Consider the following 26,876-nt stretch of genomic DNA (forward strand, 5'->3'; position numbering starts at 1 on the left):
GACGATGACTCAGTGGTGCGGTCCGGCTGCCGGCGTGCTCGCCGCCCTCTCCCTCCTGGCCGCCGCACGGTACCGCGCGGTCAGTCGTACCCTGAGGGCCCGGCTCCACACCCAGGAGCAGGAGTTCGCCGCCCTGCGCGCACAGTTGCAGAACGAGACCGAACTGCGCAGCAGCGAGCACGCCGCCATCGAGCGCGAGCAGGAGCTCAACGCCTCCACCCGCCGGGCCTTCCTCAGCGTCGCCCGGCGCATCCTGGTGATGGCCCACGACCAGCAGGCCGGCCTGGACGAGATGGAGCGCCGGCACGACGACCCGGCCCTGCTGGAGGGGCTGCTCAAGGCCGACCACGCGGCCGCCCAACAGGCCCGCCTGGCACAGACCCTGGCCGTGCTCTGCGGCGCCCGGGCCGGACGGCACTGGCCCGAACCGGTCGCGCTTGAGGACGTGGTGCGCGGCGCCCAGTCCCGGATCCTGCCGTTCCAGCGGGTGGTGATCCGCAGCCGGATCGAGACCGCCGTGGTCGGCGCCGCCGCCGAGGCGCTGATCCACGCCGTCGCCGAACTCCTCGACAACGCCACCCGGTACTCGCCGCCGAGCACCCAGGTCCACGTCACCCTGATGCCGGTGCACAACGGCACGGTGATCGAGATCGACGACGCCGGGGTCGGCATGTCCGAGCAGGCCGTCGAGAAGGCCGCGGCCGCACTCGCGGGCGGCGGCGCCATGGAGGTCTCCCGGCTCGGCGAGGTACCGCAGTTGGGGCTGGCGGCGGTCGGCCGGCTCGCCGAGCAGTACGGCTTCCGGGTCACCCTCAGCTCCGCCCCCTCGCCCTACGGCGGGGTGCGGGTGGTGGTACTGCTGCCCACCCCGCTGCTCACCGACCCGCTGCCCGGGCCCGCCACCGGACGGCGCACGGACGCCTTCGAGCGCCCGGCGGGAGCGGGGACCGGCCACCGGGAGCCGCCGGTGGACCGGGTTCCCCGGCAGCAGCGGCCCGCCCCGCAGGAGCAGGTACCCGCGCCCCCGCCCACCCCCGGCGGCCTGCCGCGCCGGGCCAACCGGCGGCACGCCGCCCCCGCGCCCGCCGACGGCCCGGACGAGACGACCCTCGAACTGCCCGTGCCGCCGCGTTCCGCACGCGACGCACAGACCTTCATGTCCCTCTTCCAGACCGGTACCGCCGACGGCCGCTCGGCGGCCCGCGAGCAGACCCGGCCCGACGGCCTCCCCGTTTCTCCCCCCGCTTCCCCTTCCCCCCAATCCCCCCAGCACTCCGGAGAGTTCCATGACCACCACTCCTGACCTCGGCTGGCTGCTGGCCGACATCATCAGCGTTCCCGAGGTGCAGCACGCCGTCGTGGTGTCCAGCGACGGCCTGGAGATCGGCCGCAGCGAGCGGATCGCCCGCGACGACGCCGAGCGGTTGGCCGCCGCCTGCTCCGGACTCCAGTCGCTGGCTCGCGGAGTGGCACAGGGCTTCGGCGGCCGGCAGAGCACCACCCGCCAGATCATCATCGAGTACGGCGGCGGCTACCTGTTCATCGTGGCCGCCGGAGCCGGCGCCCACCTGGCCGTGGTGACCAGCGAGGCCGTGGACGCCGGCCTGGTGGCGTACCAGATGCAGATGCTGGTGGAGCGGATCGGCACCCACCTGACCAGCCCGCCGCGGGTGGAGGCGGCCTTGGGGGACGCGCGTTGAGCGGCCCGGTCCGGCCGTATGTGATCACGGGCGGCCGGAGCCGGCCCAGCGGACCCGATCAGGAGCTGGCGCTGGAGAGCCTGATCAGCGTGGACCCGGCCGTCCTGATCGACGAACTCCTGCAGCGGCAGCCCGGGTTGAACCGCGAGCACCGGCGCATCCTGCTGCTCTGCCGGGAGTTGCTCTCGATCGCCGAGGTCGCTGCCCACCTCGGTCTGCCGCTGGCCGTGGTCAAGGTGCTGGTCGGCGACCTCCGGGACCTCGGCGCCGTCCAGGTCCTGCCCCCCGCAGTCCCACCCGTACCGCAGGCCAAGCGCCTGCCCGCAACCCTCCTGGAAGAGGTGCTCGTTGGCCTCCGCCAACTCCGCTGAGCCGGTCTACCTGCCGTCCACCGTGCAGGGCGCGGTGAAGATCCTGGTCACCGGTCCGTTCGGGGTGGGCAAGACCACCCTGGTCGGCTCGCTGAGCGAGATCACACCGCTGCGCACCGAGGAGACCATGACCGCCGCCGGCGTGGACGTGGACGACCTCACCGGCCGGCCCGAGAAGACCACCACCACGGTCGCGCTGGACTTCGGCCGGATCACGCTCAACCCCAGGCTCGCCCTCTACCTCTTCGGCACCCCCGGGCAGCAGCGGTTCTGGCCGCTGTGGGATGACCTCTCGCGCGGCGCGCTCGGCGCGATCGCGCTGGTCGACGCCCGGCGGATCGAGGAGAGCTTCGATGTGCTCGGGCAGCTGGAGGAGCGGCGGATCCCGTTCGCCGTCGCCGTCAACGCCTTCCCCGACACGCCCGCCTACCCCGAGGAGGAGCTGCGCGCCTCGCTCGACCTCCTGCCCGAGGTGCCGATCCTCAGGTGTGACGCCCGGGACCGCCGGGCCGCCTACGACGTCCTGATCGACTTCGTCGACCACCTGCACTCCACCGCGGCCCTGGAGCTGCAGCCATGACGACTCCCCAGCAGGACAGCCGGGTCCAGCCGCCGGAGCCGGCCGGCGCGCCGCCCGCGGCGGACGTGCCGGGCCACCCCGCGGGCGCCCCCGGCGGCCCGGAACAACCCGGGGCGGGCAGACCGACCGGCGCCCGGGTCCCGCTGCCCGGCTGCCCGATGCACGACAAGCTCGGTACCGCACCGCTGTACGGCGCCTCGGTCTCCGACGACCCGCACGGCCTCTACGCCAGGATGCGGGCGGAGCACGGCGCGGTCGCCCCGATCGAGCTGGAGCCCGGAGTCGAGGCGTGGCTGGTGCTTGGCTACGCCGAACTGCTCGAACTCACCCGCAACGAGCAGCTGTTCTCCAAGGACTCACGCCGCTGGCGGGTACCCCGGGAGGGCAGGCTCAAGCCCGAGTCGCCGCTGCTGCCGATGACCTCCTGGCGGCCCACCCTGCTCAACCTGGACGGAGCCGACCACCAGCGGCTGCGGGGCGCGGTCGCCGACACCCTGGCCCGGATCGACCACCGACAGCTGCGGCAGCTGACCGAGAACGCCGCCAACTCCCTGATCGACGGCCTGGGTCCGGACGGCACCGCCGACCTGATCGCCCAGTACGCGCGCCGCCTGCCGCTGCTGGTCTTCACCCAGCTGCTCGGCCTGCCCGCCGAGGCCGGACCGCACCTGATCGATCTGATCAGCCACTTCGTGGACAGCAGCGAGGAATCGGTCCGGGCGAACGCCGAGTTCCAGGCCATCCTGGTCGACCTGGTCCGCCGCTGCCGGGCCACGCCCGGAGCCGACCTGACCTCCTGGCTGCTGGCGCACGAAGCCGGGCTGAGCGACGAGGAAGCGCTCCACCACCTGGTGGTGATCCTGGTCGCGGGCAACGAGACCGCCATCAACTGGATCGGCAACACCCTGCGCCTGCTGCTCACCGACCGCCGCTTCAGAGCGACCCTCGCGGGCGGGCGGCTGACCGTCCCGGACGCCCTGGACGAGGTGCTCTGGCGCGACCCGCCCACCCAGAACTTCCCCGGCCGCTGGGCCACCGGCGACACCGTCCTCGGCGGCCAGTACATCAGCGCGGGCGACATGCTGGTGCTCGGCATCGCCGGTGCCAACGCCGACCCGGCCGTGCAGAGCCCCGACGGCATCGGCGGCAACCGCGCCCACCTGGCCTGGGGCGCCGGCCGGCACGTCTGCCCGGCCCAGCACCCGGCCCGGCTGATCGTGGAGACCGCGGTGGAGACCCTGCTGCACCGACTGCCGGACCTCCAACTCGCGGTACCCGCCCATGAGCTGGCCTGGCGGCCGTCACCGTGGTCGCGAGCGCTGGTGTCCCTGCCGGTGCTCTACAGCGCCTTCACCCCACCGCGCATCCCCGCACCCGAAAGGCCCGTATGGACACCTCCGACCCCCGTACCGCACCCGTCCGGCTCGACCCCTTCGGACGCGACCAGCACGCCGAGAACGCAAGGCTCCGGGCGGCGGGACCCGCGGTCGTGGTGGAACTCCCTGGCGGGGTGGTGGTCTGGGCGATAACCCGCCACGACACCCTCCAGCAGCTGCTCACCGACCCCCGGGTCGGGAAGAACCCGCAGCTCTGGGACACCTTCAGGGAAGGCCGCCTGCCCAAGGGCTGGCCGCTGCTCAACTTCGTCACCGTGCCCGGGATGACCACTGCCGACGGCGAGGACCACCGACGGCTGCGCGGCCTGGTCAGCCAGGCCTTCACCCCGCGCCGGGTCAGCGCGCTGCAGCCCGGGATCGAGCGCCTCACCGCCCGGCTGCTGGACGGAATCGCGCAGTTGGACGGCGAGTTCGACCTTCGGAAGCACTTCGCCTACCCGCTGCCGATGCAGGTGATCGGCGAACTGCTCGGACTCCCGCCCAAGCAGCAGGACGAGCTGCACGAGCTGTCCGACACCCTGGTGAGCAGCTCCGCCACGCCCGAGGAGGCCGTCGCCGCGCAGGCCTCGCTGTTCGCGCTGCTGGCGTCGCTGGTCGAGGCCAAGCGGGCCGAGCCGGGTGACGACCTGACCACCGACCTGATCGCCGCCCGCGAGGACGAGGACCGGCTCAGCGAGCAGGAGCTGGTCGGCACGCTGCTGCTGATGCTGATCGCCGGGCACGAGACCACGCTCAACCTGATCACCAACGCGGTGCGCGCGCTGCTCGCCCACCCCGAACAGCTGCGGCAGGTACTGGACGGCACGTACTCCTGGTCGGCGGTGGTCGAGGAGACCCTGCGCTACGACTCGCCGGTGGGGCAGTTCCCGCTGCGGTACGCGATCGAGGACATCGAGGTGGACGGGGGCGAGCTCGGCAGCGTGGTGATCCGGCGCGGGGAGGCGATGCTCGCCTCGTACGGTGCCGTCGGACGGGACGCGAGCCACTACCCCGACGCGGACCGCTTCGACCTCTCCCGGCAGCAGCCCCTCCGGCACCTCTCGCTCGGCCACGGCCCGCACTTCTGCCTCGGCTCGGGCCTGGCCCGGTTGGAGGCGGAGACCGCGCTGCGCGGCCTGTTCGAGCGCTTCCCCGGCCTTTCGCTCGCGGACGGGCCCGAGCCGGAGCCGATCGCGTCCTTCGTCAGCAACAGCGTCCGCGAGCTGCGGGTGCGGCTGAACGGTTGAGGAGGCGGTTGGAGGCCGTCGGGGTACGGGAACCGACGGCCTCCAACCACGGCCGGCCGAGCTTGTGAAGATTCGGTGACGACGGGCGGACCTCCGGCTGCGGGGACCGGCGCCCCGTGACGCCGGTAGTAGCCGCAGCCGGAGGACGACCTACTGATTCCCGGTCAGTCCTGGAACAGACCGTTGAGTTCCGGATAGCTCAGCCCGTCCGCGAGCCCGCCGAAGGTGCCGTCGGCGTAGACCTCGCGGGCGGCGCGCCGCACCGCCGCGTACGCGACCTCGGCGAGGCCGGGTCCGAGGCTGATCCGGCCCACGCCCAGGGCGGCGAGCTCGGCGACACCCGGCGCGGCGGCGTGGCCGGACACGTTGAGCGGGACCGGCAGGGCCTCGGCCAGCACCGCGATGACCGCCGGGTCGGCCGTGCCGGGGACGAACACGCCGCTCGCGCCCGCGTCGACATAGGCCAGTCCGCGGGCGAGGGCCGCGTCCAGACGGCTCTCGGGCTCGCCGACGCCACGCAGGAAGACGTCCGTCCTGGCGTTGATGAACAACGGCACGTCGGCCGCGTCGGCCGCAGCGCGGGCGGCCGCGATCCGCTCGGCCTGCTCGGCGACCGGGCGCAGCTCGCGCGCCCCGCCGGCGGGGCCGTCCTCCAGGTTGACGCCGACCGCGCCGGTCGCGAGCAGGGCGGTGATGGTCTCACCCACCCCGGCGGCGGTCTCGGCGAAGCCGTCCTCCAGGTCGGCGGTGACGGGCAGGTCCACCGCACCGGTGATCAGTGCGGTCTGGGCCAGCGCCCGGTCCCGGTCGAGACCGCCGCCGTCCTTCGCGCCGAGCGTCCAGCACACGCTGGCGCTGGCGGTGGCGATCGCCCGCGCACCGGCGGCGGCGACCAGTCGCGCGCTCGCGGCGTCCCAGACGTTGGCCAGCACCAGCGGGTCGCCGGGGCGGTGCAGATCGGTGAAGAGCTTGGCCTTGTCGTGCTGAGTGGTCATGGTGTCAGCCTGTCAGTGAGACGCGACGGTGGACTGGCGGAGATCGGACCTGGACAGCCGAACCCTCACGGGGCGGGGTGGGCCCTCCGGGGCCCACCGATCGGCCCCGGAGGGCCCTGTTCACGCCTCCTTGGGCGCCGGGCTGAGCCGGGTGGAGATGGCGATGCGGTTCCAGGAGTTGATGGTGATGATCATCGCGAGCAGCTGGGCCAGTTCCTTCTCGTCGAAGACCTTGGCGGCCTCCTCGAAGACCGCGTCCGGCACATGCCCCTCGGTGACCTTGGTGACCGCCTCGGTCAGGGCCAGGGCGGCGCGCTCGCGGGCGGTGAACCACGGGGTCTCGCGCCAGGCCGGGAGGCTGAACAGCCGGTGGGCCTGCTCGCCGATCTTGCGGGCGTCGGTGGTGTGCATGTCTAGGCAGAAGGCGCAGCCGTTGATCATCGAGGCGTAGGTCTTGACCAGTTCGGCGATGATCGGGTCCAGCCCGGCGGAGGCGGCCCGGTCAAGGTCGATCATGGCCCGGTAGAACTCGGGGGCCTGCTGCGGGAGCGAGATGCGCTGGACGGGGGCGGGGGCGTAAGCGTTCTGGTTCGTCGTCACGTGGACAACCGTAGATGCCGAGTGGCCCGCCCATGTGGTTCATTTGGCGCATGGAATCCTGGGCCACTTTCGGCGGCGACCTGCTTATCGACCTGACCTCCGGGCGAGCGCGCGGACTCGGCCTGCGCGCGGCCCTGGAGGACGCGCTGCGCGCCGCGGTCCGCGACGGCCGCCTGCACCCCGGCACCCGGCTGCCGTCCTCCAGGGCCCTGGCCACCGACCTCGGCATCGCCAGGAACACCGTCGCCGAGGCGTACGCCCAGCTCGCCGCCGAGGGCTGGCTGGCCTCCCGGCAGGGCTCGGGCACCGTGGTGGCCGAGCGCGGCACACCGTCCGAGGCCGGCGCGCCGACGGTACGGCCGCGCCGCGCCGCGGTCCGCTACGACCTGCTCCCGGGGCGCCCCGACGTCTCGCTGTTCCCCCGCTCGGCCTGGCTGGCGGCCTCCCGGCGGGCGCTGACCGCCGCACCCAACGAAGTGTTCGGCTACTCCGACCCGCGCGGGCGGATCGAGCTGCGCCGCGCCCTCGCCGAGTACCTGGCCCGGGTCCGCGGGGTGCGTACCGACCCCGAGCGGATCCTGATCTGCGCCGGCTACACCCAGGGCCTCGGTCTGCTGTGCGGCGCGCTGCGCGAGCGCGGCGTCCGGGCGGTCGCGGTGGAGGAGTACGGGCTGCCGCCGCAGCAGCAGGTGATCACGGCGTCCGGTCTCGACACCGTGGCGCTTCCGCTGGACGAGGGCGGCGCGCGCACCGACCTGCTGGCCGGCTCGGGCGCCGGCGCGGTGGTGCTCACCTCGGCGCACCAGTTCCCGACCGGCGTATCGCTGAGGGCCGCGCGCCGGTCCGCCGCCGTCGCCTGGGCCCGGGAGACCGGCGGGATCATCATCGAGGACGACTACGACGGCGAGTTCCGCTACGACCGGCAGCCGGTCGGCGCGATGCAGGCGCTGGACCCGGAACGGGTGGTGTACGCGGGCACCGCCAGCAAGAGCCTCGCCCCCGGACTGCGGCTCGGCTGGCTCGCACTGCCCGGGGAACTGGTCGAACCGGTGGTCCGGCAGAAGGAGTTGGCCGACGGCCAGTCCGGCGCCCTGGAGCAGCTGACCCTCGCCGAGCTGATCACCTCGGGCGGCTTCGACCGGCACATCCGCCGCTGCCGGCTGCGCTACCAGCGCCGCCGCGACCAGTTGGTGGGCACGCTCGCCGAACGGGCCCCGGACGTCCACGTCACCGGCATCGCGGCCGGACTGCACGCGGTCCTGCAGCTGCCCCCGGGGTCGCTCAGCGAGGGCGAACTCCGGCACCAGGCCGCCTGGTTGGGCCTCGCGCTGCAGACCATGTCGGAGTGCCGCACCCAGGCCGCCGGGCCCGCACCCGACGCACCCTCGTCGCTGGTGATCGGGTACGGCACCCCGCCGGAGCACGCCTTCTCCGCCGCGCTGGACGCGCTGTGCACGCTGATCGGCCTGTCCGCACCGCGGGCCGACGCGACCTGAGCCCTACCGGTTCCGGTCTACCGCTTGCCGAGTTCGAAGAGCAGGAAGAGGAATGCGGCGAACACGTGGCCCGCTGCGGTGTAGAGGACTATGCGCACCCAGATTCCGCGGTTCGGGAGTCGACGGGCGTCGATGGGTTGCCTGGCCATGATGGGCCTCCCTTCAGAGGCGTACGTGGGGTGAACCCGGGATCCTGGGACCTCAGTGGCCCCCGCCCAGGCAGAGTTCGCCACCCGGGCTCTGCAGCAGGGTGTGCATGAAGAGCAGCTCGACGCCGTCGGTGGAGTCGGCCGCGATGCGGTGCGGAGTGAGCGAGTCGAAGTGCGCACAGTCGCCCACCTCCAGCAGGTGGATCTGCTCACCGAGGGTCAGCCTCAGCCGCCCCTGCAGGACGTACAGCCACTCCTCGCCGGGGTGCACCCGGACGACGGCGTCCTGCAGCCCCGGCGGCACGTGGACCCGCAGCGCCTGCATCGCCCGCCCCGGGGCACCGGCCCGCCGGTAACCCCAGCCGCCGGCCCGGCCGGGCTCGATCGCGCCGCCCCTGATCACCGGATCCGGCTCGCCCGGCAGTTCACCGAGCAGCCCGGCCACCGTCGTGCCGTACGCCCGGGCCAACCCGAGCAGTACCGGCAGCGAGGGCTGCCGCTGCCCGGTCTCCAGGCGCGACAGATACGCTGGGGAGAGGCCCACCCGGGCCGCCGCCGCTTCGAGCGTGTGCCGGCTGCTCAGCCGGTGCTCCCGAAGTCTGGCGCCGAGGCCCTCGACCTCCTGGTCCGCACTCATGTGCCCAGTCCACACCCGGCCTGCCTCCTAGGCAAGAAATTTGCCTGCTTGGCAATCTCACTCCGGGTGCGGCATCGACGACGGACCGTCCCAAAGGCGATGCTGAGGGCCATGACGAAGTCGGACACCCTGGAGTACGGGCGGGTACTCGATCTGGTCGTGGCGGTTCTGGAGACCGACGAGCCGGAGAGCCTGTGGAACCTGCTTGCGGAGCACCTGCTCGACGTCTTCGCCAGCCGCACCGTGAGCATCACGGAACTGCACCCGGCCGACCGGACGGCCCGGGCCGAGGGATGGGCGCCGAAGCGGATCGGCACGGCGATCAGCAGGCACGTGGAACTGCAGGTGCGGCAGCAGCACCCCCTGATCGGGTACCTCACCACCGGAGGGTTCCGTCCCGTGACGGTGGCCGGGATCTGCGACGGGTGGCGGGGCTCGGCCTGCTACGACCAGGCCTACCGGGCGTTCGGCACCACCCAGCAGTTGGGCCTTCCGCTGGCCGCGGCGCACCACACCGCCCGGATCGTCGTCTTCAGCCGCCGCGGCACCGACTTCGGCCCGCGGCCGCTCGCCATGGCCGAGCGGATCCAGCCGCTGCTGATCGGTGCGGACCGCCAGCAGCGCAGGCTGCGGCAGCTCCGCGACGCCGCCGGCGCGGCCGGGGTCGACGACGTGGTGCACCGGGCCGCCGAGCACGGGCTGACGCCGCGTGAACTGGCGGTGCTGAGCCTGCTCGCCGAAGGTCTCACGGCCACGGCCATCGCGCGCCGCCTGGCCATCTCCCCGCACACGGTCAAACGCCATCTGGAGCGGATCTACCGCAAGCTCGACACCGACAACAAGGTCTCCGCCGGGCTGGCCGCCCGCCGGATGGGCCTGGTGTGCTGAGAGCGGCCGACACGCCCCGAAGGCGGCGGACAGCACCCTCGCGGGGCCGGCAGTAGGAAGTTCGTCCCATGGCACCGAGGCGGCGCGGTTGCCAGGATCTTGGTTCGGGGGCGGGAGTGACCTCCGCCGGCGGCCCGCCCCGACCACGCATCCGGCGGGACGGCACCTGAGCCTGCACTCCCTGGACCGCAGGGGAGTCCAGGGAGTGCGGGGACGGGTGCGGCACCCGATCGCACCTCAACGGCAGGGCGCTTCAAGGACACCGCGCCCCAGGGCCTTGCGCCTCAGGGGCGGGGGACGTTGCGCAGGTTGCTGCGGGCCAGGTCGACCATCTTGCCGACGCCGCCCGACAGCACGGTCCGGCCCGCGGCCAGGGCGAACCCCTTGACCTGGGCGGCGGTGATGCGCGGCGGGATGGAGAGCGCGTTGGGGTCGGTGACCACGTCCACCAGTACCGGGCCGGGCCTCTCCAGCGCCTCGGCCAGCACCTCCCGCACCCTGGCCGGTTCCGTCACCCGCTTCGCCTGGATGCCGATCGCGCGGGCGATGGCCGCGTAGTCCACGTCGCCGTTGTCGATCTCCCACTCGGGGTAGCCGGAGACCAGCATCTCCAGCTTGATCATGCCGAGCGCGCCGTTGTTGAACACCACGATCTTGACCGGCAGCCGGTGCTTGGCGACGGTGAGGAGTTCGCCGAGCAGCATGCCGAGCCCGCCGTCACCGGACATCGAGACCACCTGCCGTCCCGGGAAGGCGAGTTGGGCGCCGATCGCGTGCGGCAGCGCATTGGCCATCGAGCCGTGGAGGAACGAACCGATCACCCGGCGGCGGCCGTTGGGCGTCAGATAGCGGGCCGCCCAGACGTTGCACATCCCGGTGTCGACCGTGAACACCGCGTCGTCGGTCGCGAGTTCGTCCAGCACGGCGGCCACGTACTCGGGATGGATCGGCACCTGTTTCTCGATGTTCCTGGTGTAGGCGCCGACCACGTCCTCAAGTGCCTTGCAGTGCTTGGCCAGCAGGCCGTCGAGGAAGCGCCGGTCCTGCTTCTGCTCCAGCAGCGGCATCACGGCCCGCAGGGTGGCCGACACATCGCCGTGGACGGCGAGTTCGAGCGGGGTGCGGCGGCCGAGCCGGGTCGCGTCGTGGTCGACCTGGATGGTGCGGCCCTGCGGCAGGAAGGTGTCGTACGGGAAGTCGGTGCCCAGGAGCAGGACCAGATCGGCCTCGTGCAGCGCCTCGTGGCAGGCGCCGTAGCCGAGCAGGCCGCTCATCCCGACGTCGTACGGGTTGTCGTACTGGATCCACTCCTTGCCGCGCAGCGAGTGCCCGATCGGCGAGTTGAGCTTCCCCGCGAGCTCCATCACCCCGGCGTGGGCGTCCCGGACTCCGGCCCCGCAGAACAGGGTCACCCGGTCCGCCGAGTTCAGCGCCGCGGCAAGCGCCTGCACCTGCGACCACGGCGGGGCGGCCACCGCCTGCTCGTCGAGGAAGTGGCCGCTCCCGGTCGGCCCGGCGGCAGGCAGCGCGGCCACGTCGCCGGGGAACGCCAGGACCGAGACCCCGCGGGCGCCGATCGCGTGCTGGATGGCGACCCTCATCAGGCGCGGGAACTGGGCGGGGGCGCCGGCCAGCTCGCAGAAGCCGCTGCAGTCGGTGAACACCCGGTCCGGGTGGGTCTCCTGGAAGAACCCGGTGCCGATCTGGCCGGACGGGATGTGCGAGGCCAGCGCCAGCACGGGCACGCCACTGCGCTGGGCGTCGTACAGGCCCTGGATCAGATGGGTGTTGCCGGGGCCGCAGGAGCCCGCGCAGACCGCGAGCCGGCCGGTCAGCTCCGCCTCGGCCGCGGCGGCGAAGGCCCCCGCCTCCTCGTTGCGGACATGCACCCAGTGCACGTCCGGAGCCCGGCGGATGGCGTCCACCACGGGGTTGAGGCTGTCCCCGACCACACCGTAGACCCGCTCCACCCCGGCCTGCCGGAGTACCTCCACCATCTGCTCGGCCACGCTGCCCATCGGGCCACCTCGTCTCACCGGCTGGTCACGGGACGCCACCAGCCTGCGGGCAGGGCGTCCGCCGGGCACCCGGGGGTACGGCGAACGGGTCGCCCGGGAGAACGGCCCGCCCGGGAGAGTCGGACGGGTCGCCGAAGGGGCGCGGGGGACGGCGCGACCGGGTCGCTCCCGCCGTTCCCCGCGCCCCTCGTCCGCTCAGCCCGCGAAGGCGGTGAGGCCGTTCGGGGTGCCGAGACCGGTCGGGCCGTCGTAGCCGGTACCGGCCGTGCAGAGGTAGGACGGGGAGCAGCTGCCGTTGGAGCCCGTGGTCACGTCGTTCAGGGCCGAGGTGTGGGCGTACGGGAAGGACGCGGGGTAGCTGCCGGTGGACGGGGCCCCGGCCAGCGCGTAGACGCCCGCGATGATCGGGGAGGAGGCGCTGGTGCCGCCGTAGACCGCCCAGCCGCTGCCGCCGTAGGTCTGGTAGACCGCCACACCGGTGGCCGGGTCGGCGACCGCCGAGACGTCGGAGACGGTGCGCTTGCCGCAGCCGGTGTCCTTCTGCCAGGTGGGCTTGGCGTCATAGGCCGAGCAACCGGAACCGGTGCCCTCGGTGCTGCTGGTGGACCACACCGACTCGCTCCAACCGCGCGCCCCGGAACTGCGCTTGAGCGCCGTGCCGCCGACCGAGGTGACGTACCTGGAGGAGGCCGGGTACTGGGCGCCGTACGCCGAGTCGCCCGCGCTGACGGTGATGGCGACACCCGGGTGGTTGAAGTACGAGGTGTCGTACGAGGTGTCGGCGGAGGACTCTGAACCGCCGTAGCTGTTGGAGACGAACTTGGCGCCGAGCTTGACCGCGGTGTTCACCGAGGTGCCGAGGTTGGTCATGCCGGCGGTGTTCGCCTCCACCAGGATGATCTTCGCATTGGGGGCGATCGCGGAGACCATGTCGAGGTCGAGCGAGATCTCACCGGCCCAACCCGAGTTCTTGGACGGGTACTTGGTGCCGCCGGTCTGGTTGACCTTCTTGAAGCACCCGTTGGCAGTGGTGCAGGCCGGCAGGCCGTACTGGGCGCGGTAGACCGCCATGTCGGACTCGGCATTGGGGTCGTCGTAGGCGTCCACGATGGCGATGGTCTGGCCCGCACCGCCGCCCACCGGCAGGTTGTACGCACTGAGCAGGTCACTCGGCCCGTAGCCGGACGGCGTCGCGTTCGGGGTGACGCCCATCGGGTGGACCCGCTGGATGGTGTTGGTGACGCGCAGCGCGTTGCAGGCCATGGTGTCGCCCTTGGCGAGCGTGTCACAGGCTCGCACCCATGACGCACCGCCCTTGCTGTGAGCGGTGATTGACGTGGCGCCGGCGGGAGCGGCGGTCGAGATCGCGGACACGGCGAGGGCCGCGGTGCCGGCGAGCGCCAGGACGAGCCGGCGGGTGGATGCGGGCATGGTGGGGGTGTGCACCGAACTGCCTCCTGTGGCTGGGCTGGTAGCCCTTCGAGGGCCGGGGGCTGTGCGTGGGGGACGGTCGCACGGAATCGGTGTGGCTCCGGCAACCGGGCAGGCGGAAGTGACGGCCGTTCAGGCCGTCGCTCACCACCGGAAACCGGCGCCGACGCTAGCCAGCCATGGGCAGGTCAAACAACGGGCGGTACAAGATTCGACCAGCCCTTTACCCCTCGGGGGGAAAGGGCTGGTCGAACTCACAGGAAGCCACGGGAACTCACAGCTCCCGGGCATTGCGCCAAGGGCACTCGGCCGCCCCGGCGGCGGCCGTCACCGGAGCCCGCCGAGCGGCGGGCTCCGGGCGGCGACGGGGTGTCACTCGGCCGGCAGGTGCTCCACCACGCCGATCGGCAGACCCGCCTGCGCCTGCCGCCTGGCCGGCTCGCGCCCCGGCGGCTGGATGCACAGCTCCGACGGGGTCACCGGCACGGTGGTCGGCCGGCTGACCGGCCTGCTGTGCTCCAGCTTCAACTGCTCCCCCTCGTGCAGCAGGGTCATCGGCGCACCCCGGCGCAGTGTGTAGGTGGTGCGCTGATGGGTGATCTCCACGTGCAGCAGCCGGTCCCGGACCACCATGGCGAAGGCCAGCCGCCGCAGCCCGGCGGGCAGCCGGGGCCGGAAGGAGAGTTCCTCGTCGCGGTCGCGCAGGCCGCCGAGCCCCGCCACCAGGGCGATGCACGCCCCGGCCAGGGAGGCCATGTGCAGGCCGTCCTTGGTGTTGCCGCCGAGGTCGTGCAGGTCCATCAGGGCCGCCTCGGCGGTGTAGTCGTACGCCAGGTCCAGGTGGCCGACCTCGGCCGCGATGACCGCCTGGGTGCAGGCGGAGAGCGAGGAGTCGCGGACGGTGAGCCGCTCGTAGTAGGCGAAGTTGCGGGCCTTCTGCTCCTCGGTGAAGGCATCGCCGCGCACCTGCATGGCCAGCACCAGGTCGGCCTGCTTGACCACCTGCTTGCGGTACAGGTCGAAGTACGGGTAGTGCAGCAGCAGCGGGTACTTCTCCGGCGGGGTGTTCTCGAAGTCCCAGAACTGGTGGTCGGTGAAGCCGTCGGCCTGCGGGTGGATGCCGATCTTCTCGTCGTACGGGATGTACATCGCCGCGGCGGCGTCCCGCCAGGTCGCGGCCTCCTCGGTGTCCACGCCCAGGGCGGACGCCTCGTGCATGTGGCGGGTGGCGGTCTCGGCGGCGACCCGCAGGTTGGTCTGCGCCATCAGGTTGGTGAAGACGTTGTTGTCCGCGATCGCGCTGTACTCGTCGGGTCCGGTGACGCCCTCGATCCGGAACCGGCCCTCGGAGTCGTGGTGGCCGAGCGAGCGCCACATCCGGGCGGTCTCCACCAGCAGTTCGAGGCCCAGGGTCTTCTCGAACTCGGTGTCTCCGGTGGCGCGGCAGTAGCGGGCGACGGCGACGGCGATGTCCGCACCGATGTGGAAGGCCGCGGTGCCGGCCGGCCAGTAGCCCGAGCACTCCTCGCCGTGGATCGTCCGCCAGGGGAACAGCGCGCCGGCCAGGCCGAGTTGGGCGGCGCGTTCGCGGGCCAGCGGCAGGGTGGCGTGCCGCCAGGTGAGCACCTGTTTGACCGCCGAGGGCATGGCGTAGGTGAGCACCGGCAGCACGAAGGTCTCGGTGTCCCAGAAGCTGTGCCCGTCGTAACCCGGGCCGGTCAGCCCCTTGGCGGGGATGGCCCGTTCCTCGCTCCGCGCGCCCGCCTGCAGCACGTGGAAGAGCGCGAAGCGGACGGCCTGCTGCAGCTCCACGTCGCCGTCCAGCTGGATGTCGCTGGTGTCCCAGAACTTCTTGAGGAACTGCTGCTGTTCGGCGAACAGCCCGTCCCAGCCGGTGAACCGGGCGGCGGTCAGCGCGGCCTCCACCTGGTCGCGGACGGCGGGCAGCGAGCGGGTCGCCGACCAGCCGTACGCGATGAACTTGACCAGCCGCAGCCGCTCGCCCGCCTTGAGCACGGTGGTGACGCTGAACCGGCCCTGGTTCTCGGTGTACTCGGCGGTGGCGTCGAAGTGCTCGGGCCCCTCGACCAGGTGGTCCATCCCGGCCGCCACCCGCAGGCCGCTGAAGCGGGTCCGGTGCACCAGGACGGCCTTCGTCCCGTCGGCGTGCGCCGCCTCACTGAGCAGCGGCGCCTCCAGGGCGGCGGCGGCGCGGGGGTCGCCCGTGCTCTCCGGCAGCTGCTCGTTGGCCACCAGCTCGGACTGGAGCACGATCCGCACCGGGCCGTCCACCGCGGTGACCTGGTAGTCGATCGCGGCGATCGCCCGCTGGGTCAGCGAGACCAGCCGGCTGGAGGTGACCCGCACCGTCCGCCCGGCGGGTGAGGTCCACTCGGCCTCGCGCCGCAGGACCCCCTCGCGGAAGTCCAACTGCCGCTGGTGACTCAGGAGTTTGCCGTAGCGGAGGTCGAAGGGCTCGTCGTCGACCAGCAGCCGGATGATCTTCCCGTTGGTGACGTTGATGACGCTCTGCCCGGACTCCGGGAAGCCGTAGCCGCCCTCGGCGTACGGCAGCGGCCGCAGCTCGTACACGCCGTTGAGGTAGGTGCCGGGCAGGCCGTGCGGTTCGCCCTCGTCCAGGTTGGCGCGCAGGCCGACGTGGCCGTTGGAGAGCGCGAACACCGACTCGGCGCGGGCGAGTCCCGGGATGTCCAGGCCGTGTTCGGCCACCCCCCAGGGATCGATGGTGAAGACGTTGGTCGCGGCCATGGCTAACTCCCCTCGTCCGTTCCCGTGTCGGGCCCGATCAGTTCGGCGAGGTCCTTGACCACGATGGTCGCACCGTGTTCGCGCAGTGCGTCGGCCTGTCCGACCCGGTCCACGCCGACCACCGCGCCGAAGCCGCCGGCCCGCCCGGAGGCCACCCCTGCGAGGGCGTCCTCGAAGACGGCGGCGTGCTCGGGCGGGACCCTCAGGGCCCGGGCGGCGGCCAGGTAGGTGTCGGGCGCGGGCTTGCCCGGCAGGTTCTCGCGCTTGGCGACCACCCCGTCGATCACCACGTCGAACAGCCCGTCGATGCCCGCGGCCCGCAGGACGTCCCGGCAGTTGGCGCTGGAGGAGACCACCGCGCGCGGCAGGCCGAGCACCCGCAGCCGGTGCAGGTAGTCCACCGAGCCCGGGTACGGCTGCACGCCCTGCTCCTGGATCATGCGCAGCACGGTGAGGTTCTTGACGGCGCTCAGCCCCTGGACGGTACGGGTGCCCGGCGGGTCGGCCGGGGTGCCCTCGGGCAGCCGGATGCCCCGGGAGGCGAGGAATTCCCGGGTGCCGTCCAGCCTGGGCCGGCCGTCGACGTAGGCGTCGTAGTCCTCGACCGGGTCGAACGGGACGAACTCCTCGCCGGTGCGCTCGGCCTCGGCCCGCAGGAAGGAGTCAAACATGTCCTTCCAGGCCGCCGCGTGCACCTTCGCGGTCTGTGTCAGCACTCCGTCGAGATCGAAGAGGAATGCTCGGATGTGGTCCGGAAGTCCCAACATGCTTGCCAGTGTGGCGCGAAGCGGCGCTCGAAGCCGCCCATTTGCGCCATCTCTGCGCGTCGCGAACGGGCGGCTCCGGCGGCTTGCCGAGGGGGTCCTTGGACCGACCGGTCCTACTGCATCGGCTTCGGCTTGATCATCGCGAAGATGGCGCCCTGCGGGTCGGAGACCACCGTCATCCGCCCGGCCCCCATGTCGAACGGCGGGGCCAGCACATCGCCGCCGCGCTTCACCAGCGCGTCCACCGTGCTGTCCACGTCGTCCACCGAGAAGTAGGTCAGCCAGTGCGCGGGCATGCCGGGCGGGTCGTTGGCCAGGTTGGCGACGCCGCCGACCGGACGGTCACCCACCTTGATCACGTGGTAGTCGCCCGCCTCCGGCATGCCCATCGGCTCGATCTCGGCGCCGAAGACCGCCCGGTAGAAGGTCTTCGCCTTGGCCAGGTCCCCGGTGTGCAGCTCGTTCCAGGTGAGCGCACCGGGCTCGTTGACCACGTGCGCGCCGAAGAAGTCCACCGGCTGCCAGACACCGAACACCGCGCCGGTCGGGTCGCTCGCGATCAGCATCCGGCCGACCGTGCCGACGTCCATCACCGGCACCATCACACTGCCGCCGTTGGCGGTGATGGCCGCCTGGGTGGCGTCCGCGTCGTCGGTCGAGAGGTACGTGGTCCAGACGGTGGGCGGGGCCGGCTGCCCGGGGGGAGCCATCGCGGGGCCGATGCCGCAGACCGGCTTCCCGTTCAGCGTGCACATCGCGTAGCCGCCGAACTCCGCCGGGCCGGCCTCGCCCTGCCAGCCGAACAGGTCCCGGTACAGATCGAGCGCGGCCTGCTGCTCGGGCGCCATCAGGTCCACCCAACACGGGGTACCGGGCGCGTACTTCTCGGTAACTTCGGGCATCTCGTCTCCCTCGTGGTGACCCCCGTCGCCCACCCTGACCGCAGCCGCCCGATCCTGCCACCGGAGGGGCGCTTCCGCGCGGCGACGCGGCGGAGACGGGGTCAGGCGCGGACCGTACGCCCCCGGTGGAGCCGCGGGCCGACGTCCGCGAACACGAGGTCCAGACCCTCCCCGTGGCGCTCGGCATGGAGGTGCAGATGGGGCTCACTGCTGTTGCCGGAGTTCCCGACCTGCCCGAGCGGCTGCCCCGCCCTGACCTGCTCGCCGACGGCCACCCGTACGGTGCCGGGACGCAGATGGGCGAGCTTGACGGTCTCCGTACCGGTGTCGATGAAGACGTGGTTGCCGTACAGCGGCCCGTACCGGATGACACCGGGGACCTGGTCCGGCAGCCCGTCGACCGCCGCGACGACCAGCCCGTCGCACGGGGCGAACACCTCTGCCCCGTAGGCGTGGTAGGAGGTGAGCAGCCGGGAGTCGCCCCGGTAGGTGCCGCTTCGGCCCAGCCGGACCAGGTCGACGGCGCCGCGCTGCTCGTCCACGTCGACGTGGTGGTTCAGCCCCCGACCCCCGCCCTGGCCGACGTACCAGCTGCCGCGCAGCGGGAACCGGGCCAGCGGCACCGCCGGACCCGTCCCCCAGCTGTGCCGGCGGGACCTGACCAGCGCGACCCCGCTCACCGCGAGCGGCACCGCGGCGGACGCGAGCTGCAGCCAGTGGCCGCCCAGGGGCAGTCCGGGCAGCCGACAGGCCGAGCCCAGCGCCACCAGGGCGCCGGCCTGGACCGGCCGGCGGACCCACCACGGCTCCATCGCCGCGTTGCCGAAGCCCTCGATCAGGACGCCCCCGCAGGCGAGCGCGAACACCGCGCCGGTCCAGCCGAGGACGTCCGGCGCGGTCCAGCACCAGAAGACCAGGAAGCCGGCCAGCAGGAAGCAGGCGACCCGGCCGCCACTGCGGCCCACCGCCAGCGGAAGCCTCCTGCGCCGCTGCTGCACCGGGGAGATCAGCAGACCGGTGATCAGACCGTCCCGGCCGACGTGCACCCACGCGAGGACCCGGCCGCCCGGCCCCTCGACCACCAGCCCCTCCGGGCTGTCGGACACCTCGTGGAAGCCGCCCAGCCGCTCCCGGGTGGCCGCCACGATCCGCTCCAGCCGATCGGCACCCACCTGCTCCACCAGCCGCGGCGCCAACTCCGCCCACCGCTCGGAAGAGGCCCGCAGGAACTCCCGGAGCGCCTCGATCTCGGCACGGCGATCACTCTCGTACGCAACGGACGGCATCCGGGCAACCTACCGGACGGGCACCGCCGGCCTGTCGCCCTGTCAGATCGGGGGCCGAGGCCCCGGGTCCACGCCGCACCGCCGACTGCGGAGAGAGCGGAGCCTCAGGGCGATCCGGGAGCCTCACGGCGATCGCGCGCCCGGGAAATGGAGCAGCCGGGTCGAACGCTCTCCGACCCGGCCCTCGAAATGGTGGGCCGCCAGGGGCTCGAACCCTGAACCTACGGATTAAAAGATCAAGCCGGATCGTGATCCGACCGGCTGAGATCGGTTACTTGGTGTTATTTCTGCTGGCTGGCGTGCTGCATAAGGGTTCCGCGTCCAGCTCCGAGCCGATGCTGACGCACGGTCCGCTCACGCATCGCTCACGCATCTGGCCAGTCAACGGCCAGCCCTCGGCCCTCTACGGCCGCAATGGCCCGGCAAGGTGCCAGCCGGAAGCCGCGGCGAATTGGGTGGCGTCGCCGGTCGGCCAGGGTGTGGGCTGTGCACCGTGGAGTCGACATGGGGTATCGAGGGATGGCAGCCGCGGTGGTACAGCAGCCCGGCTGATGTTGCCGAGCGTGAAGGCGCGCAGCTCCAGGAGTTGGTCGGCCGGACGGTCGCCAGGGCCTGGGGCGTGTGGATCGTTGAGGAGAACGAGTGGTTCGCCGACCTGCCCGTGATCCTGGAGATCGGCAGTCAGCGCGTCACGGTGTGCGTGAACCGGCTGGAAGATCTGTCCATCACTTGGGACGACCCGATCGACACCACCACGGGGCCGACCTGGTGGAACGACTGGACCCTACAGTGGCGCAGTGACGTACATCCGGCTCTGCAGGACGCCGTCGGGCGGACGGTGACCGCAGTGGGGCTCACCGAGTACGACTTCCGTCTGACCGACCTGTCCAATGGCCAGGTCTCGTCGGCCTGGGTCCTCACCGGCCTCGCCCTCGCTCTGGGCGATACCGGGCTGTGGGTCCACAACGCGTGCGACGAGAACGGTCTACAGACCGGGCTGCCACCCGAGGATCACGAACACCGCACCACATGGCTCGATCCCGCGCCCCGAGCGACGCCACCTCATGGGGCACCGTTCTTCCGGTGAAAGTGGCTGGTGACTGAGAGGCGCAGACGGACATCATGGGCAGATGCGAACTCTCTACACCATGACCGGCCGGGAAATGGGACTTGCGATAGACCATCCCGCCCAGCGACGCCTTCTGCCGGTGCTCGCCGAGCTGATTACCGACCTTCGGGCCTGCCGGGACGACGCGGACTACTTCGCCTTGCAGATGAAGCTTCTTAGCCACCGGCAGCAACACGAGGGATGGCGGGCCGAAAGCGCACGAAGCGCCAAGCGCGTAAGGCAGAAAAAGCTACCGACAGCGGCTGCACCTCCGCTCGAGGTGGCCGGCGGCAACCCCACGGATAGCGCCTCATGGCAGTTTCAGGCAACCGTCTACACGAGACTGACCCACCAGCTCCGCTCCATTGGCGACGCCCTCGCATGGAGGGTTCTGGACTACCGCCGCGATCTGCTTGTGGCGCTGGCCCGGCATCTGCCACCTGGGCCGATGGACCCGACGAAGACCGGAACTGACGGCGAGATCCACTTCGTTACGAGGCAGTGGGAGGACCATCAGCGCCTCGGCCTCCTGCACGACCTTACGAACTGCCTCCGGATAGCCGACGTCACGGTCCTCGACCCGGAACAGCAGATGTTGGAGCTCTACGAGCTCAAGACGAATCCAGATCGTAAGGATCCTGCGCAGGTGGCACGCATCCGCATGGCCGCCAATGCCGTGACGCGCGGCACTGCACTCCCGGGCGACGACCCGCACCAGCGTCTCCTCGCCGTACCTATCCCGTATGCCACCCACCTGGACAAGCTGCGCATCGGCGCTGAACTGGCGCGCAACCGCGGCGCCCAGACGATAGCCGTGCCGGGCGGGCGCGCCGTCGAGGTCTACAACTTGCCTGCGATCTCTCGGCATTGGGACGAAGAGACATTCGCCTCTGTTACCAACAATCGGAAACGGGAGGCAGCCCGGCGGGCCCAAGTCAGGGGCGATGCCTTCATCCGCAAGTCAAGCGCAGACATCGCCGGCCACGACCCGTTCATCCCGCCCTGGGCCATCTTCCCGCTACCCGCCTCTGACTGCGCCCTGCTCATTGCCAACTACACGGTGTTCAACACCACCCTCAGCCTCCCCATCGTCCAAGACGCGCTCCGCGACGCGGGTGTCTGGTCGGAACTGGCAGTCGGCGAGCTAAAGAACAACGGCGGCACTGTACTGCGCGTCGCGCGAGGGAACAGGCTCGCCGGAATGGGCATCATGAATTTCCATCCGCTGCTAATCGAGTTGACAAACCTGGACATCTGGGCGAAAGGCGTCGCTCACGTTCTGGATGCCGGGCCTGACGGCACCAGGCCATGGCCATTCTTCCAGCCCGAGGCCCAGTGCTGGATGTAACTACGAGACTGTCTCAGTTGGCGGAGTGCGAGCTCTTGTCTGAGATGAGTTGCGCCATCTGGTGATATCGCTGCCAGATACGTGGGTTGTCCTCCTCGGTGAGCTCGGGGAGAACCTGCTCGAGCTCGCGGAGGAGCACTCTGGTGGTGTGCAGATGCCGTACGTCGAAGGAACCACGGTTGTGCAACCAGGTGTGTATGCAGCCCGAGAGCCTGACGTCGAGCGCTGCAAGATCGACACCTGCCGGCTCGGCCTCGTTCAGCCGTGAGGGCCAGGACTCGCTCCTGGATTCCTGCCACAAGCGGCACACCACGGCTTCGGGCTCATCAGTTGCAGGCATGGCGCTCATTGTCGTGCCACCGTTACCTGCATGTCATCCGGGTTGTGGGCATGTCGGTAGCAGATCAGAGCGCTGGCGATGCCGACGAAGGGGAAGGTGTTCAGCTTTGCGCTCGTACCGGCGGTGCGGGCGACGGCAGCCCATGAGCCAGGAGTGGGGTTGGTGCCCTGGGTTCGCGGCACGCGTCGGTAGGTGATAACGCAGCAGGGCAGCTTGAGGAAGGCTTCGCGGATGTCGTCGCGAAGGTCCAATTCGAGCCGGGTCGGACGGCTTCGAACGTCGAGCGGCCCGCTCGGGGCCAGGTGAGCGGGCCGCTGTGTTGAAGTGTGACGTGTGGCAACACCGGTCAGGCGTCCTGTGCCCGGCGGGCGAAGTAGTCGGCGAGCATGTCGGTGGTCCACTGGGCCTGGTGGACTTCGCCGCGCGGCCCGAAGTCGGTGAACCAGGGCTTCACGTCCAGGACGGGGGTGCCGTCCACGGCGTCGAGTTCTTCGACGTGGAGGTCCAGGCCGTCCACCTTGATCAGGCGGCAGCGGGAGACGCCAAGCCAGTTGAGGCGGCGCATGTTGCGGTGTCCGAAGATGCCGACCTCGGGCCAGTCGGGGTTGTCGCGGGGGCGGCGAGCTCCGAGGTTGAGGTCGGTCGGGTCGGCGAGGTGGAACCGGAAGACGATCTCCAGGTGGGAAAAGTCTTCCAGGCCCTTTGTGGCATCCGGGGTGAACCGGTCGGCATCGAGGCGGATGATCGCCCGGGTACCGCCCCAGTAGTCGTCGGTGGGCTCGATTCGCCCGCCGACGACGTGGCCGAGGGCTTCGACCTCGAAGGTCTCACGGTCTGCCATGTGGGTCCTTTCCGTGCGGGTTCAGGAGGTTGCGGCCAGGTAGTCGGCGGCTCGGGCGTCCACGTCGTTGATCGCACGGATGCCGCGTCGCCGAAACGGCGAGAGAGCGGAGCGCATGTCGGCGGCGGCTTGCCGGGTGCGGCCGGAGCGAACGCCGTCCATGGCGTCGAGGGCGGCGGACCACGTACCGCACGCCTCTTCGATGTTGTTCTGGCGGGCCTGGACTTGGCCGAGGTAGCCGAGGGTCACGGCGTGGGTTCGGGTGAACGTGGTGGCCCTGCGGGTGCGGACGCTGCGCTGGAACTCGCGTACGGCCGCGTCCAGCTCTCCTATGTCCCGCAGGGCGGAGGCGGTCTCGTGGGCGAGGGAGGCTTCTTGGAAGAAGAAGACGCGGCTAGGTTCGTCGTCGCCGGGAGTAGCAGCCGCGAGTTGGTCCTCGGCCTTCAGCAGAGCTGCCATTGCGGCCTGATGCTGCCCGGTGGCGGCCAAGCTTCGGGCATGCACGACGCCGAGGAGGGCCTTCTCGCGGGGGCTGGCGAGTGCGTAGCGCTGGCCGTCGACCGAGGCCGTAGCAAGGTCCAGGGCCTGCTTGTTGTGGCCGAGGTCGATCGCCTGGTGGGCCATCGCGCGCAGCACGTGGGCGGCCAGCGGGGGGTCGTCGGCCTCGGCTGCGAGCTTCACCGCGACTGTGAAGTGCCGCTGGGCGGTGGCGTGCTCTCCGTTGTCGAAGGCCATCCATCCGGACAGGTAGGCGAGTTCGCCGGCGGCACCGTAGAGCTCGCGGCGGACGTTGTCGTCCTTGAAGGTGCCCTGCAGGTAAGCGGAAACGTCGGTGGTCAGGTACTGCACGACAGCGGTGCGGGCGTGACCGCCGCCGTGACGCTGATCCATCCGGGAGAACAGGGCCGCCATGTCGCGCACGGCTTCGAGGTCGCCACGCCCGATGCTGCGGCTGCCCGGGGTGCTCCGCCTGCCGCCTCGCTCGGCCATCGAAGTCCACCAGCCGGCACCTGGAAGTGCGAGTGCGGCTGCCGAGTAGGCGACCGCCCCGACTGCGCGCCTGCGGTTTGCGTCCACGTCGATCCTCCGAAGATCGGCCAGCGCGCTCAGCGTATCCGTGCGCCAGTCGAGCAGATCCCGGGAGGGTTCCGGCAGGCCGATCTCGGCAAGGCTGACGAGGCGCTTGAGCTTCCTCGACAGGGCCTCGGCGAGGTAGGTCCCGGTGTTGCCTGAGGGCATGACGCCGTAGCGGACCCAGTGGGTCACGGCAGATTTGTTCGTCTGCTTTGGATCGCCGTTCTCCACGGCGACCCGGCTCACGGCTCGGGCTAACGCCTCGTAGGTGAAACCGGCTTCGGCGATGACCGCCGCCAGCTTTGGGTTCGGGCTGGGCTTCCGCTCGGCTCCCATTCGCACCCCCTTACGAACCGTTAAACCCCTTAAACCGCTTGGCGTGACGAACACCGTACTCCTCGTAGCGGTCCGCGGGTTCACTGGTTGCAGCCGTCAGGGACCTGGAGTGCGCGCCGCACTCACCGGGAGGCCAACCCTGGCGGCCCGAACCGCCCAACTCTCCGCGAGAGCCGTAACGATGATCGGCAACGCCTCAGCTGACTATCGATTGACAGGCGCCTCCAGTGTCGGTGCCTTCAACGACTCCTCGGTGAGCACGCTTTCGGCAGCCGCGACCATCCGCCAACAAGCCCCCCTTCCCCGGTCGCCGCTGCCTCCGCAGACCGCTGTGCCGTCCATGCTCTCCCCGCGCGGACGAGACGGCACTATCCACGATCGGAGCCAACCGCATGCCCACCGAACCGGCCCCCGTGGCCATCTACGTCTGCACCGCCGCCGGCGACCCCGCGTCCGCAGGGCTGCTCTCCGGCTACGTCGCGACCTACGCCCACCATCAGGGCCTGACAGTGGTCCTGGAGGCCGCCGACCATGACGCAGACCGTCCTCTGGCGCAGCGTGCGGGCTGGCAGATCGTCATCGACGCCGTAGCAGCGGGCAAGGTGGGTGGCGTCATCACCTGGACCCGCTCCATGGTCATCCCGGGTGTGATGACCGGCCAGCAGATCCGCGCCCAGTTCGGCCTGTTGGCCTCCCTTCTGGCCGACCAAGGCGCATACCTCGTCTGCGCGGCCAGCGAAGCGGCCGCACCCGTCCTGGAGGCCGCGTCGTGAACCCCGCTCTCATCCGATCGCGCCGTCTGCGGATCAACGCCACCGGCACCTGGGACCAGCGCGCCCAAGCCGCGCACGACGGCCGCACCGAAGTCGCTTCGATCGCCTCCGGCTGGGGCATCACCGGCCCCGATCTGGACACGGTGTCACTGATCGCGTCCGAGCTGATCACCAACGCCGCCATGTACGCTCCCGGAAACCTGCTGGTCGGGGTTCACCTGGCCCCCGAAGGCACAGCCATGGTCGTGGAGGTCTACGACGGCAAGCCCGGCACCCTGGCCCCCACAAGCACGGGCGACCAGGACGAGCACGGGCGCGGCCTGCTCCTGGTGGACGCAATGGCCGCCCACTGGGGAGTAACGGCGACCGCCCACGGCAAGCGCACCTGGGCGCAGATCGAGGTCAACCCGGCCGTCGAGGTGCCCGCCCCCTCCCGGGCCACCCGTCGTGCAGCCCTGATCAACGACCTGATCCGCTGCGGCCAGTACCGCGCCGTCGGCGCAACCACGCACGGCACCGGAACCGTCCCGCCGATCCGTGCCTTGGCCCGGACTCCGGCCCTGGCCCGGTAGCCGCACCAGACTCCCGCCCGGCTGGGGCAGCCCTGGACAGGTCGAGCAGCCGGGTGGGCCACCCCCGTGCCGAGACCGTTCCACCCACGGTCCAGGCTCGGGGCCGGACACCACAAGGCCTCGGTGTTCGCCGTGACACTCAGCTCCGCCAGCCGTGGCCCTGGGTGATTGCGGCGAACTGCGGGGGTTTCCTCCTCGCCCGGCCGCTCCGGGCGGGGCCTTCCGTCAGACAGCTCTCGGAATGAGAGGTGCAGCAATGGAGAAAGTCCTGATCACTGGCGGTGCCGGGTTCATCGGCTCGCACTTCGCCAGGCGGCTGCTGGACGCCGACGACGTGGCTCAGGTGACCGTACTCGACGCCCTCACCTACGCCGGGAACGTAGAGAATCTGGGCGAGGCGATGCTCTCCCCGAAGCTCACGTTCGTCCACGGCAACATCCTTGACGCGCGGCTGGTTGGGGAACTGGCCGAGGAACACACGGCGATCGTGCACTTCGCGGCCGAATCCCACGTGGACCGGTCCTTCTACGAGGCCGGGAACTTCCTCGCCACCAACATCCTCGGCACCCACACCCTGCTGGCTGCCGCCCGTGACCACGGCATCCGCAGGTTCGTCCACGTGTCCACGGACGAGGTTTACGGGCCGCTGCCCACTGGTCAGGCCACTGAGACCGACCCGGTGAGGCCGACTGTCCCCTATGCCGCGTCGAAGGCCGCCAGTGACCTCGTGGCGCTGTCGTATCACCAGACGTTCGGGGTGCCGGTGTGCGTCACCCGGTCCTCGAACAACTACGGGCCGCGCCAGCACCCCGAGAAGATCATCCCCCTGTTCATCACCCGTCTCCTCAAGGGCCAGAGCCCGACTCTCCACGGGCGTGGCCAGCACATGCGGAACTGGCTCCACGTGGAGGACAACTGCCAGGGCATCGACCTGGTCCTCCGCTCCGGTGCCCCGGGCCAGATCTACAACATTGGCGGCGGAACGGACCTGACGAGCCGAGAGCTGACGGACCGCATCCTGCGGCTGTTCGACGCCGACTGGGACTGCATCCAGTACATCCCGGACCGGGCGTCCAACGACCTTCGGTACGCCATGGACTGCTCGAAGATCGCCAGCCTGGGCTATCAGCCCGTCAGGGACCTGGATGACGGGCTCGCCGAGACCTGCGACTGGTACCGGCGCAACCCCGACCGGTGGGCACCGCTTCTGTGCATCCGCGCCACCAATCCCGCGCCCGCCCCGGCGCTGATCGACCACCCCGTCTGATGGAG

At 71.2% G+C, this 26,876-nt stretch carries 27 protein-coding genes; 13 read left to right on the top strand and 14 right to left on the bottom strand.

The genetic code is table 11. The features are described 5' to 3' along the window. The first annotated feature begins 4 nt into the window (after positions 1-4). From ABD369_RS17290 to ABD369_RS17315, 6 genes are read left to right on the top strand one after another with little or no spacing between them, the layout of a single operon-like run. Entirely contained in the window at positions 5-1,303 is a 1,299-nt protein-coding gene (locus ABD369_RS17290) for a sensor histidine kinase (protein WP_344637443.1), read from the top strand. Further along, a complete protein-coding gene (locus ABD369_RS17295; protein WP_344637310.1) occupies positions 1,287-1,700 on the top strand; it encodes a roadblock/LC7 domain-containing protein in 414 nt (137 codons plus the stop codon). Before ABD369_RS17290 ends, ABD369_RS17295 begins: the two co-directional genes overlap by 17 nt. Next, complete coding sequence (locus ABD369_RS17300) at positions 1,697-2,071, top strand: DUF742 domain-containing protein (protein ID WP_344637311.1); 375 nt, start codon at positions 1,697-1,699, stop codon at positions 2,069-2,071. Before ABD369_RS17295 ends, ABD369_RS17300 begins: the two co-directional genes overlap by 4 nt. Then, complete coding sequence (locus ABD369_RS17305) at positions 2,049-2,651, top strand: GTP-binding protein (RefSeq protein WP_344637312.1); 603 nt, start codon at positions 2,049-2,051, stop codon at positions 2,649-2,651. The genes ABD369_RS17300 and ABD369_RS17305 overlap by 23 nt, the downstream gene beginning before the upstream one ends. Further along, on the top strand, positions 2,648-4,180 hold the full coding sequence (locus ABD369_RS17310) for a cytochrome P450 (RefSeq protein ID WP_344637313.1): 1,533 nt from the start codon (positions 2,648-2,650) through the stop codon (positions 4,178-4,180). The genes ABD369_RS17305 and ABD369_RS17310 overlap by 4 nt, the downstream gene beginning before the upstream one ends. Further along, a complete protein-coding gene (locus ABD369_RS17315; RefSeq protein WP_344637314.1) occupies positions 4,141-5,274 on the top strand; it encodes a cytochrome P450 family protein in 1,134 nt (377 codons plus the stop codon). Before ABD369_RS17310 ends, ABD369_RS17315 begins: the two co-directional genes overlap by 40 nt. Positions 5,275-5,438: 164 nt before the next feature. Here ABD369_RS17315 and ABD369_RS17320 read toward each other — a convergent pair whose 3' ends face one another. Both ABD369_RS17320 and ABD369_RS17325 read right to left on the bottom strand, forming a co-directional pair. After that, positions 5,439-6,269, bottom strand: coding sequence for an isocitrate lyase/PEP mutase family protein (locus ABD369_RS17320; RefSeq protein WP_344637315.1), 831 nt, complete (start codon positions 6,267-6,269; stop codon positions 5,439-5,441). Positions 6,270-6,389: 120 nt separating this feature from the next. Further along, positions 6,390-6,869: a carboxymuconolactone decarboxylase family protein gene (locus ABD369_RS17325; protein ID WP_344637316.1), complete on the bottom strand. Its 480-nt coding sequence runs from the start codon at positions 6,867-6,869 to the stop codon at positions 6,390-6,392. Positions 6,870-6,919: 50 nt separating this feature from the next. Here ABD369_RS17325 and pdxR point away from each other — a divergent pair, with 50 nt between their 5' ends. Further along, the gene (gene pdxR / locus ABD369_RS17330) at positions 6,920-8,365 is read left to right on the top strand and encodes a MocR-like pyridoxine biosynthesis transcription factor PdxR (protein ID WP_344637317.1); all 1,446 of its coding nucleotides are present in this window, start codon (positions 6,920-6,922) and stop codon (positions 8,363-8,365) included. Between the two features lie 17 nt (positions 8,366-8,382). Here pdxR and ABD369_RS17335 read toward each other — a convergent pair whose 3' ends face one another. Both ABD369_RS17335 and ABD369_RS17340 read right to left on the bottom strand, forming a co-directional pair. Continuing rightward, on the bottom strand, positions 8,383-8,514 hold the full coding sequence (locus tag ABD369_RS17335) for a DUF6126 family protein (protein ID WP_344637318.1): 132 nt from the start codon (positions 8,512-8,514) through the stop codon (positions 8,383-8,385). 52 nt (positions 8,515-8,566) lie between these two features. Then, on the bottom strand, positions 8,567-9,151 hold the full coding sequence (locus tag ABD369_RS17340) for a helix-turn-helix domain-containing protein (RefSeq protein ID WP_344637319.1): 585 nt from the start codon (positions 9,149-9,151) through the stop codon (positions 8,567-8,569). A 111-nt stretch (positions 9,152-9,262) separates the two neighbouring features. Between ABD369_RS17340 and ABD369_RS17345 the strand changes: the two genes are divergently transcribed. After that, on the top strand, positions 9,263-10,039 hold the full coding sequence (locus ABD369_RS17345; protein ID WP_344637320.1) for a helix-turn-helix transcriptional regulator: 777 nt from the start codon (positions 9,263-9,265) through the stop codon (positions 10,037-10,039). A 284-nt stretch (positions 10,040-10,323) separates the two neighbouring features. Here ABD369_RS17345 and ABD369_RS17350 read toward each other — a convergent pair whose 3' ends face one another. From ABD369_RS17350 to ABD369_RS17375, 6 genes are all read right to left on the bottom strand, one after another. Continuing rightward, positions 10,324-12,057, bottom strand: coding sequence for a pyruvate dehydrogenase (locus ABD369_RS17350; RefSeq protein WP_344637321.1), 1,734 nt, complete (start codon positions 12,055-12,057; stop codon positions 10,324-10,326). 195 nt (positions 12,058-12,252) lie between these two features. Continuing rightward, positions 12,253-13,488, bottom strand: a complete 1,236-nt coding sequence (locus ABD369_RS17355; RefSeq protein WP_344637444.1) for a S53 family peptidase — start codon at positions 13,486-13,488, stop codon at positions 12,253-12,255. 372 nt (positions 13,489-13,860) lie between these two features. Next, positions 13,861-16,257, bottom strand: coding sequence for a glycoside hydrolase family 65 protein (locus ABD369_RS17360; protein ID WP_344637322.1), 2,397 nt, complete (start codon positions 16,255-16,257; stop codon positions 13,861-13,863). Positions 16,258-16,259: 2 nt separating this feature from the next. Beyond that, positions 16,260-17,024, bottom strand: a complete 765-nt coding sequence (locus ABD369_RS17365) for an HAD family hydrolase (RefSeq protein ID WP_344637323.1) — start codon at positions 17,022-17,024, stop codon at positions 16,260-16,262. Positions 17,025-17,137: 113 nt separating this feature from the next. Beyond that, positions 17,138-17,926 (bottom strand): VOC family protein, encoded by a 789-nt coding sequence (locus ABD369_RS17370; RefSeq protein ID WP_344637324.1) that lies wholly within the window; start codon positions 17,924-17,926, stop codon positions 17,138-17,140. A 101-nt stretch (positions 17,927-18,027) separates the two neighbouring features. Continuing rightward, a complete protein-coding gene (locus ABD369_RS17375; RefSeq protein WP_344637325.1) occupies positions 18,028-19,212 on the bottom strand; it encodes a M23 family metallopeptidase in 1,185 nt (394 codons plus the stop codon). 586 nt (positions 19,213-19,798) lie between these two features. Between ABD369_RS17375 and ABD369_RS17380 the strand changes: the two genes are divergently transcribed. Both ABD369_RS17380 and ABD369_RS17385 read left to right on the top strand, forming a co-directional pair. Next, complete coding sequence (locus tag ABD369_RS17380) at positions 19,799-20,299, top strand: hypothetical protein (RefSeq protein ID WP_344637326.1); 501 nt, start codon at positions 19,799-19,801, stop codon at positions 20,297-20,299. A gap of 43 nt (positions 20,300-20,342) precedes the next feature. Next, positions 20,343-21,668, top strand: a complete 1,326-nt coding sequence (locus ABD369_RS17385; RefSeq protein WP_344637327.1) for a hypothetical protein — start codon at positions 20,343-20,345, stop codon at positions 21,666-21,668. Between the two features lie 13 nt (positions 21,669-21,681). Here ABD369_RS17385 and ABD369_RS17390 read toward each other — a convergent pair whose 3' ends face one another. The 4 genes from ABD369_RS17390 to ABD369_RS17405 all read right to left on the bottom strand — a co-directional run bounded on the left by ABD369_RS17390 (position 21,682) and on the right by ABD369_RS17405 (position 24,259). Next, positions 21,682-22,008: a hypothetical protein gene (locus ABD369_RS17390; RefSeq protein ID WP_344637328.1), complete on the bottom strand. Its 327-nt coding sequence runs from the start codon at positions 22,006-22,008 to the stop codon at positions 21,682-21,684. A 5-nt stretch (positions 22,009-22,013) separates the two neighbouring features. After that, positions 22,014-22,259, bottom strand: coding sequence for a hypothetical protein (locus ABD369_RS17395; protein WP_344637449.1), 246 nt, complete (start codon positions 22,257-22,259; stop codon positions 22,014-22,016). 95 nt (positions 22,260-22,354) lie between these two features. Further along, on the bottom strand, positions 22,355-22,849 hold the full coding sequence (locus ABD369_RS17400; protein ID WP_344637329.1) for a TrmO family methyltransferase domain-containing protein: 495 nt from the start codon (positions 22,847-22,849) through the stop codon (positions 22,355-22,357). A gap of 21 nt (positions 22,850-22,870) precedes the next feature. After that, entirely contained in the window at positions 22,871-24,259 is a 1,389-nt protein-coding gene (locus ABD369_RS17405; RefSeq protein WP_344637330.1) for an NsdA family TPR-like regulatory protein, read from the bottom strand. Between the two features lie 392 nt (positions 24,260-24,651). On the opposite strand from ABD369_RS17405, the gene ABD369_RS17410 reads away from it, so the two are divergent. From ABD369_RS17410 to rfbB, 3 genes are all read left to right on the top strand, one after another. Continuing rightward, positions 24,652-25,032 (top strand): hypothetical protein, encoded by a 381-nt coding sequence (locus tag ABD369_RS17410; RefSeq protein ID WP_344637331.1) that lies wholly within the window; start codon positions 24,652-24,654, stop codon positions 25,030-25,032. Beyond that, entirely contained in the window at positions 25,029-25,604 is a 576-nt protein-coding gene (locus ABD369_RS17415; protein ID WP_344637332.1) for an ATP-binding protein, read from the top strand. The genes ABD369_RS17410 and ABD369_RS17415 overlap by 4 nt, the downstream gene beginning before the upstream one ends. Positions 25,605-25,860: 256 nt before the next feature. Next, positions 25,861-26,871, top strand: a complete 1,011-nt coding sequence (gene rfbB / locus ABD369_RS17420) for a dTDP-glucose 4,6-dehydratase (protein WP_344637333.1) — start codon at positions 25,861-25,863, stop codon at positions 26,869-26,871. Positions 26,872-26,876 lie beyond the last annotated feature (5 nt).

The organism is Kitasatospora cystarginea (assembly GCF_039533515.1).
Taxonomy (GTDB): Bacteria; Actinomycetota; Actinomycetes; order Streptomycetales; family Streptomycetaceae; genus Kitasatospora; species Kitasatospora cystarginea.

Excerpts from the sequence above, each read along its gene's own strand:
- ABD369_RS17290 (WP_344637443.1), top strand. The coding sequence starts at position 5 with ATGACTCAGTGGTGCGGTCCGGCTGCCGGCGTGCTCGCCGCCCTCTCC.
- ABD369_RS17295 (WP_344637310.1), top strand. The coding sequence starts at position 1,287 with ATGACCACCACTCCTGACCTCGGCTGGCTGCTGGCCGACATCATCAGC.
- ABD369_RS17310 (WP_344637313.1), top strand. The coding sequence starts at position 2,648 with ATGACGACTCCCCAGCAGGACAGCCGGGTCCAGCCGCCGGAGCCGGCC.
- ABD369_RS17320 (WP_344637315.1), bottom strand. The coding sequence starts at position 6,269 with ATGACCACTCAGCACGACAAGGCCAAGCTCTTCACCGATCTGCACCGC.
- pdxR (WP_344637317.1), top strand. The coding sequence starts at position 6,920 with ATGGAATCCTGGGCCACTTTCGGCGGCGACCTGCTTATCGACCTGACC.
- ABD369_RS17335 (WP_344637318.1), bottom strand. The coding sequence starts at position 8,514 with ATGGCCAGGCAACCCATCGACGCCCGTCGACTCCCGAACCGCGGAATC.
- ABD369_RS17340 (WP_344637319.1), bottom strand. The coding sequence starts at position 9,151 with ATGAGTGCGGACCAGGAGGTCGAGGGCCTCGGCGCCAGACTTCGGGAG.
- ABD369_RS17345 (WP_344637320.1), top strand. The coding sequence starts at position 9,263 with ATGACGAAGTCGGACACCCTGGAGTACGGGCGGGTACTCGATCTGGTC.
- ABD369_RS17350 (WP_344637321.1), bottom strand. The coding sequence starts at position 12,057 with ATGGGCAGCGTGGCCGAGCAGATGGTGGAGGTACTCCGGCAGGCCGGG.
- ABD369_RS17355 (WP_344637444.1), bottom strand. The coding sequence starts at position 13,488 with ATGCCCGCATCCACCCGCCGGCTCGTCCTGGCGCTCGCCGGCACCGCG.
- ABD369_RS17360 (WP_344637322.1), bottom strand. The coding sequence starts at position 16,257 with ATGGCCGCGACCAACGTCTTCACCATCGATCCCTGGGGGGTGGCCGAA.
- ABD369_RS17365 (WP_344637323.1), bottom strand. The coding sequence starts at position 17,024 with ATGTTGGGACTTCCGGACCACATCCGAGCATTCCTCTTCGATCTCGAC.
- ABD369_RS17370 (WP_344637324.1), bottom strand. The coding sequence starts at position 17,926 with ATGCCCGAAGTTACCGAGAAGTACGCGCCCGGTACCCCGTGTTGGGTG.
- ABD369_RS17375 (WP_344637325.1), bottom strand. The coding sequence starts at position 19,212 with ATGCCGTCCGTTGCGTACGAGAGTGATCGCCGTGCCGAGATCGAGGCG.
- ABD369_RS17385 (WP_344637327.1), top strand. The coding sequence starts at position 20,343 with ATGCGAACTCTCTACACCATGACCGGCCGGGAAATGGGACTTGCGATA.
- ABD369_RS17390 (WP_344637328.1), bottom strand. The coding sequence starts at position 22,008 with ATGCCTGCAACTGATGAGCCCGAAGCCGTGGTGTGCCGCTTGTGGCAG.
- ABD369_RS17400 (WP_344637329.1), bottom strand. The coding sequence starts at position 22,849 with ATGGCAGACCGTGAGACCTTCGAGGTCGAAGCCCTCGGCCACGTCGTC.
- ABD369_RS17405 (WP_344637330.1), bottom strand. The coding sequence starts at position 24,259 with ATGGGAGCCGAGCGGAAGCCCAGCCCGAACCCAAAGCTGGCGGCGGTC.
- ABD369_RS17410 (WP_344637331.1), top strand. The coding sequence starts at position 24,652 with ATGCCCACCGAACCGGCCCCCGTGGCCATCTACGTCTGCACCGCCGCC.
- rfbB (WP_344637333.1), top strand. The coding sequence starts at position 25,861 with ATGGAGAAAGTCCTGATCACTGGCGGTGCCGGGTTCATCGGCTCGCAC.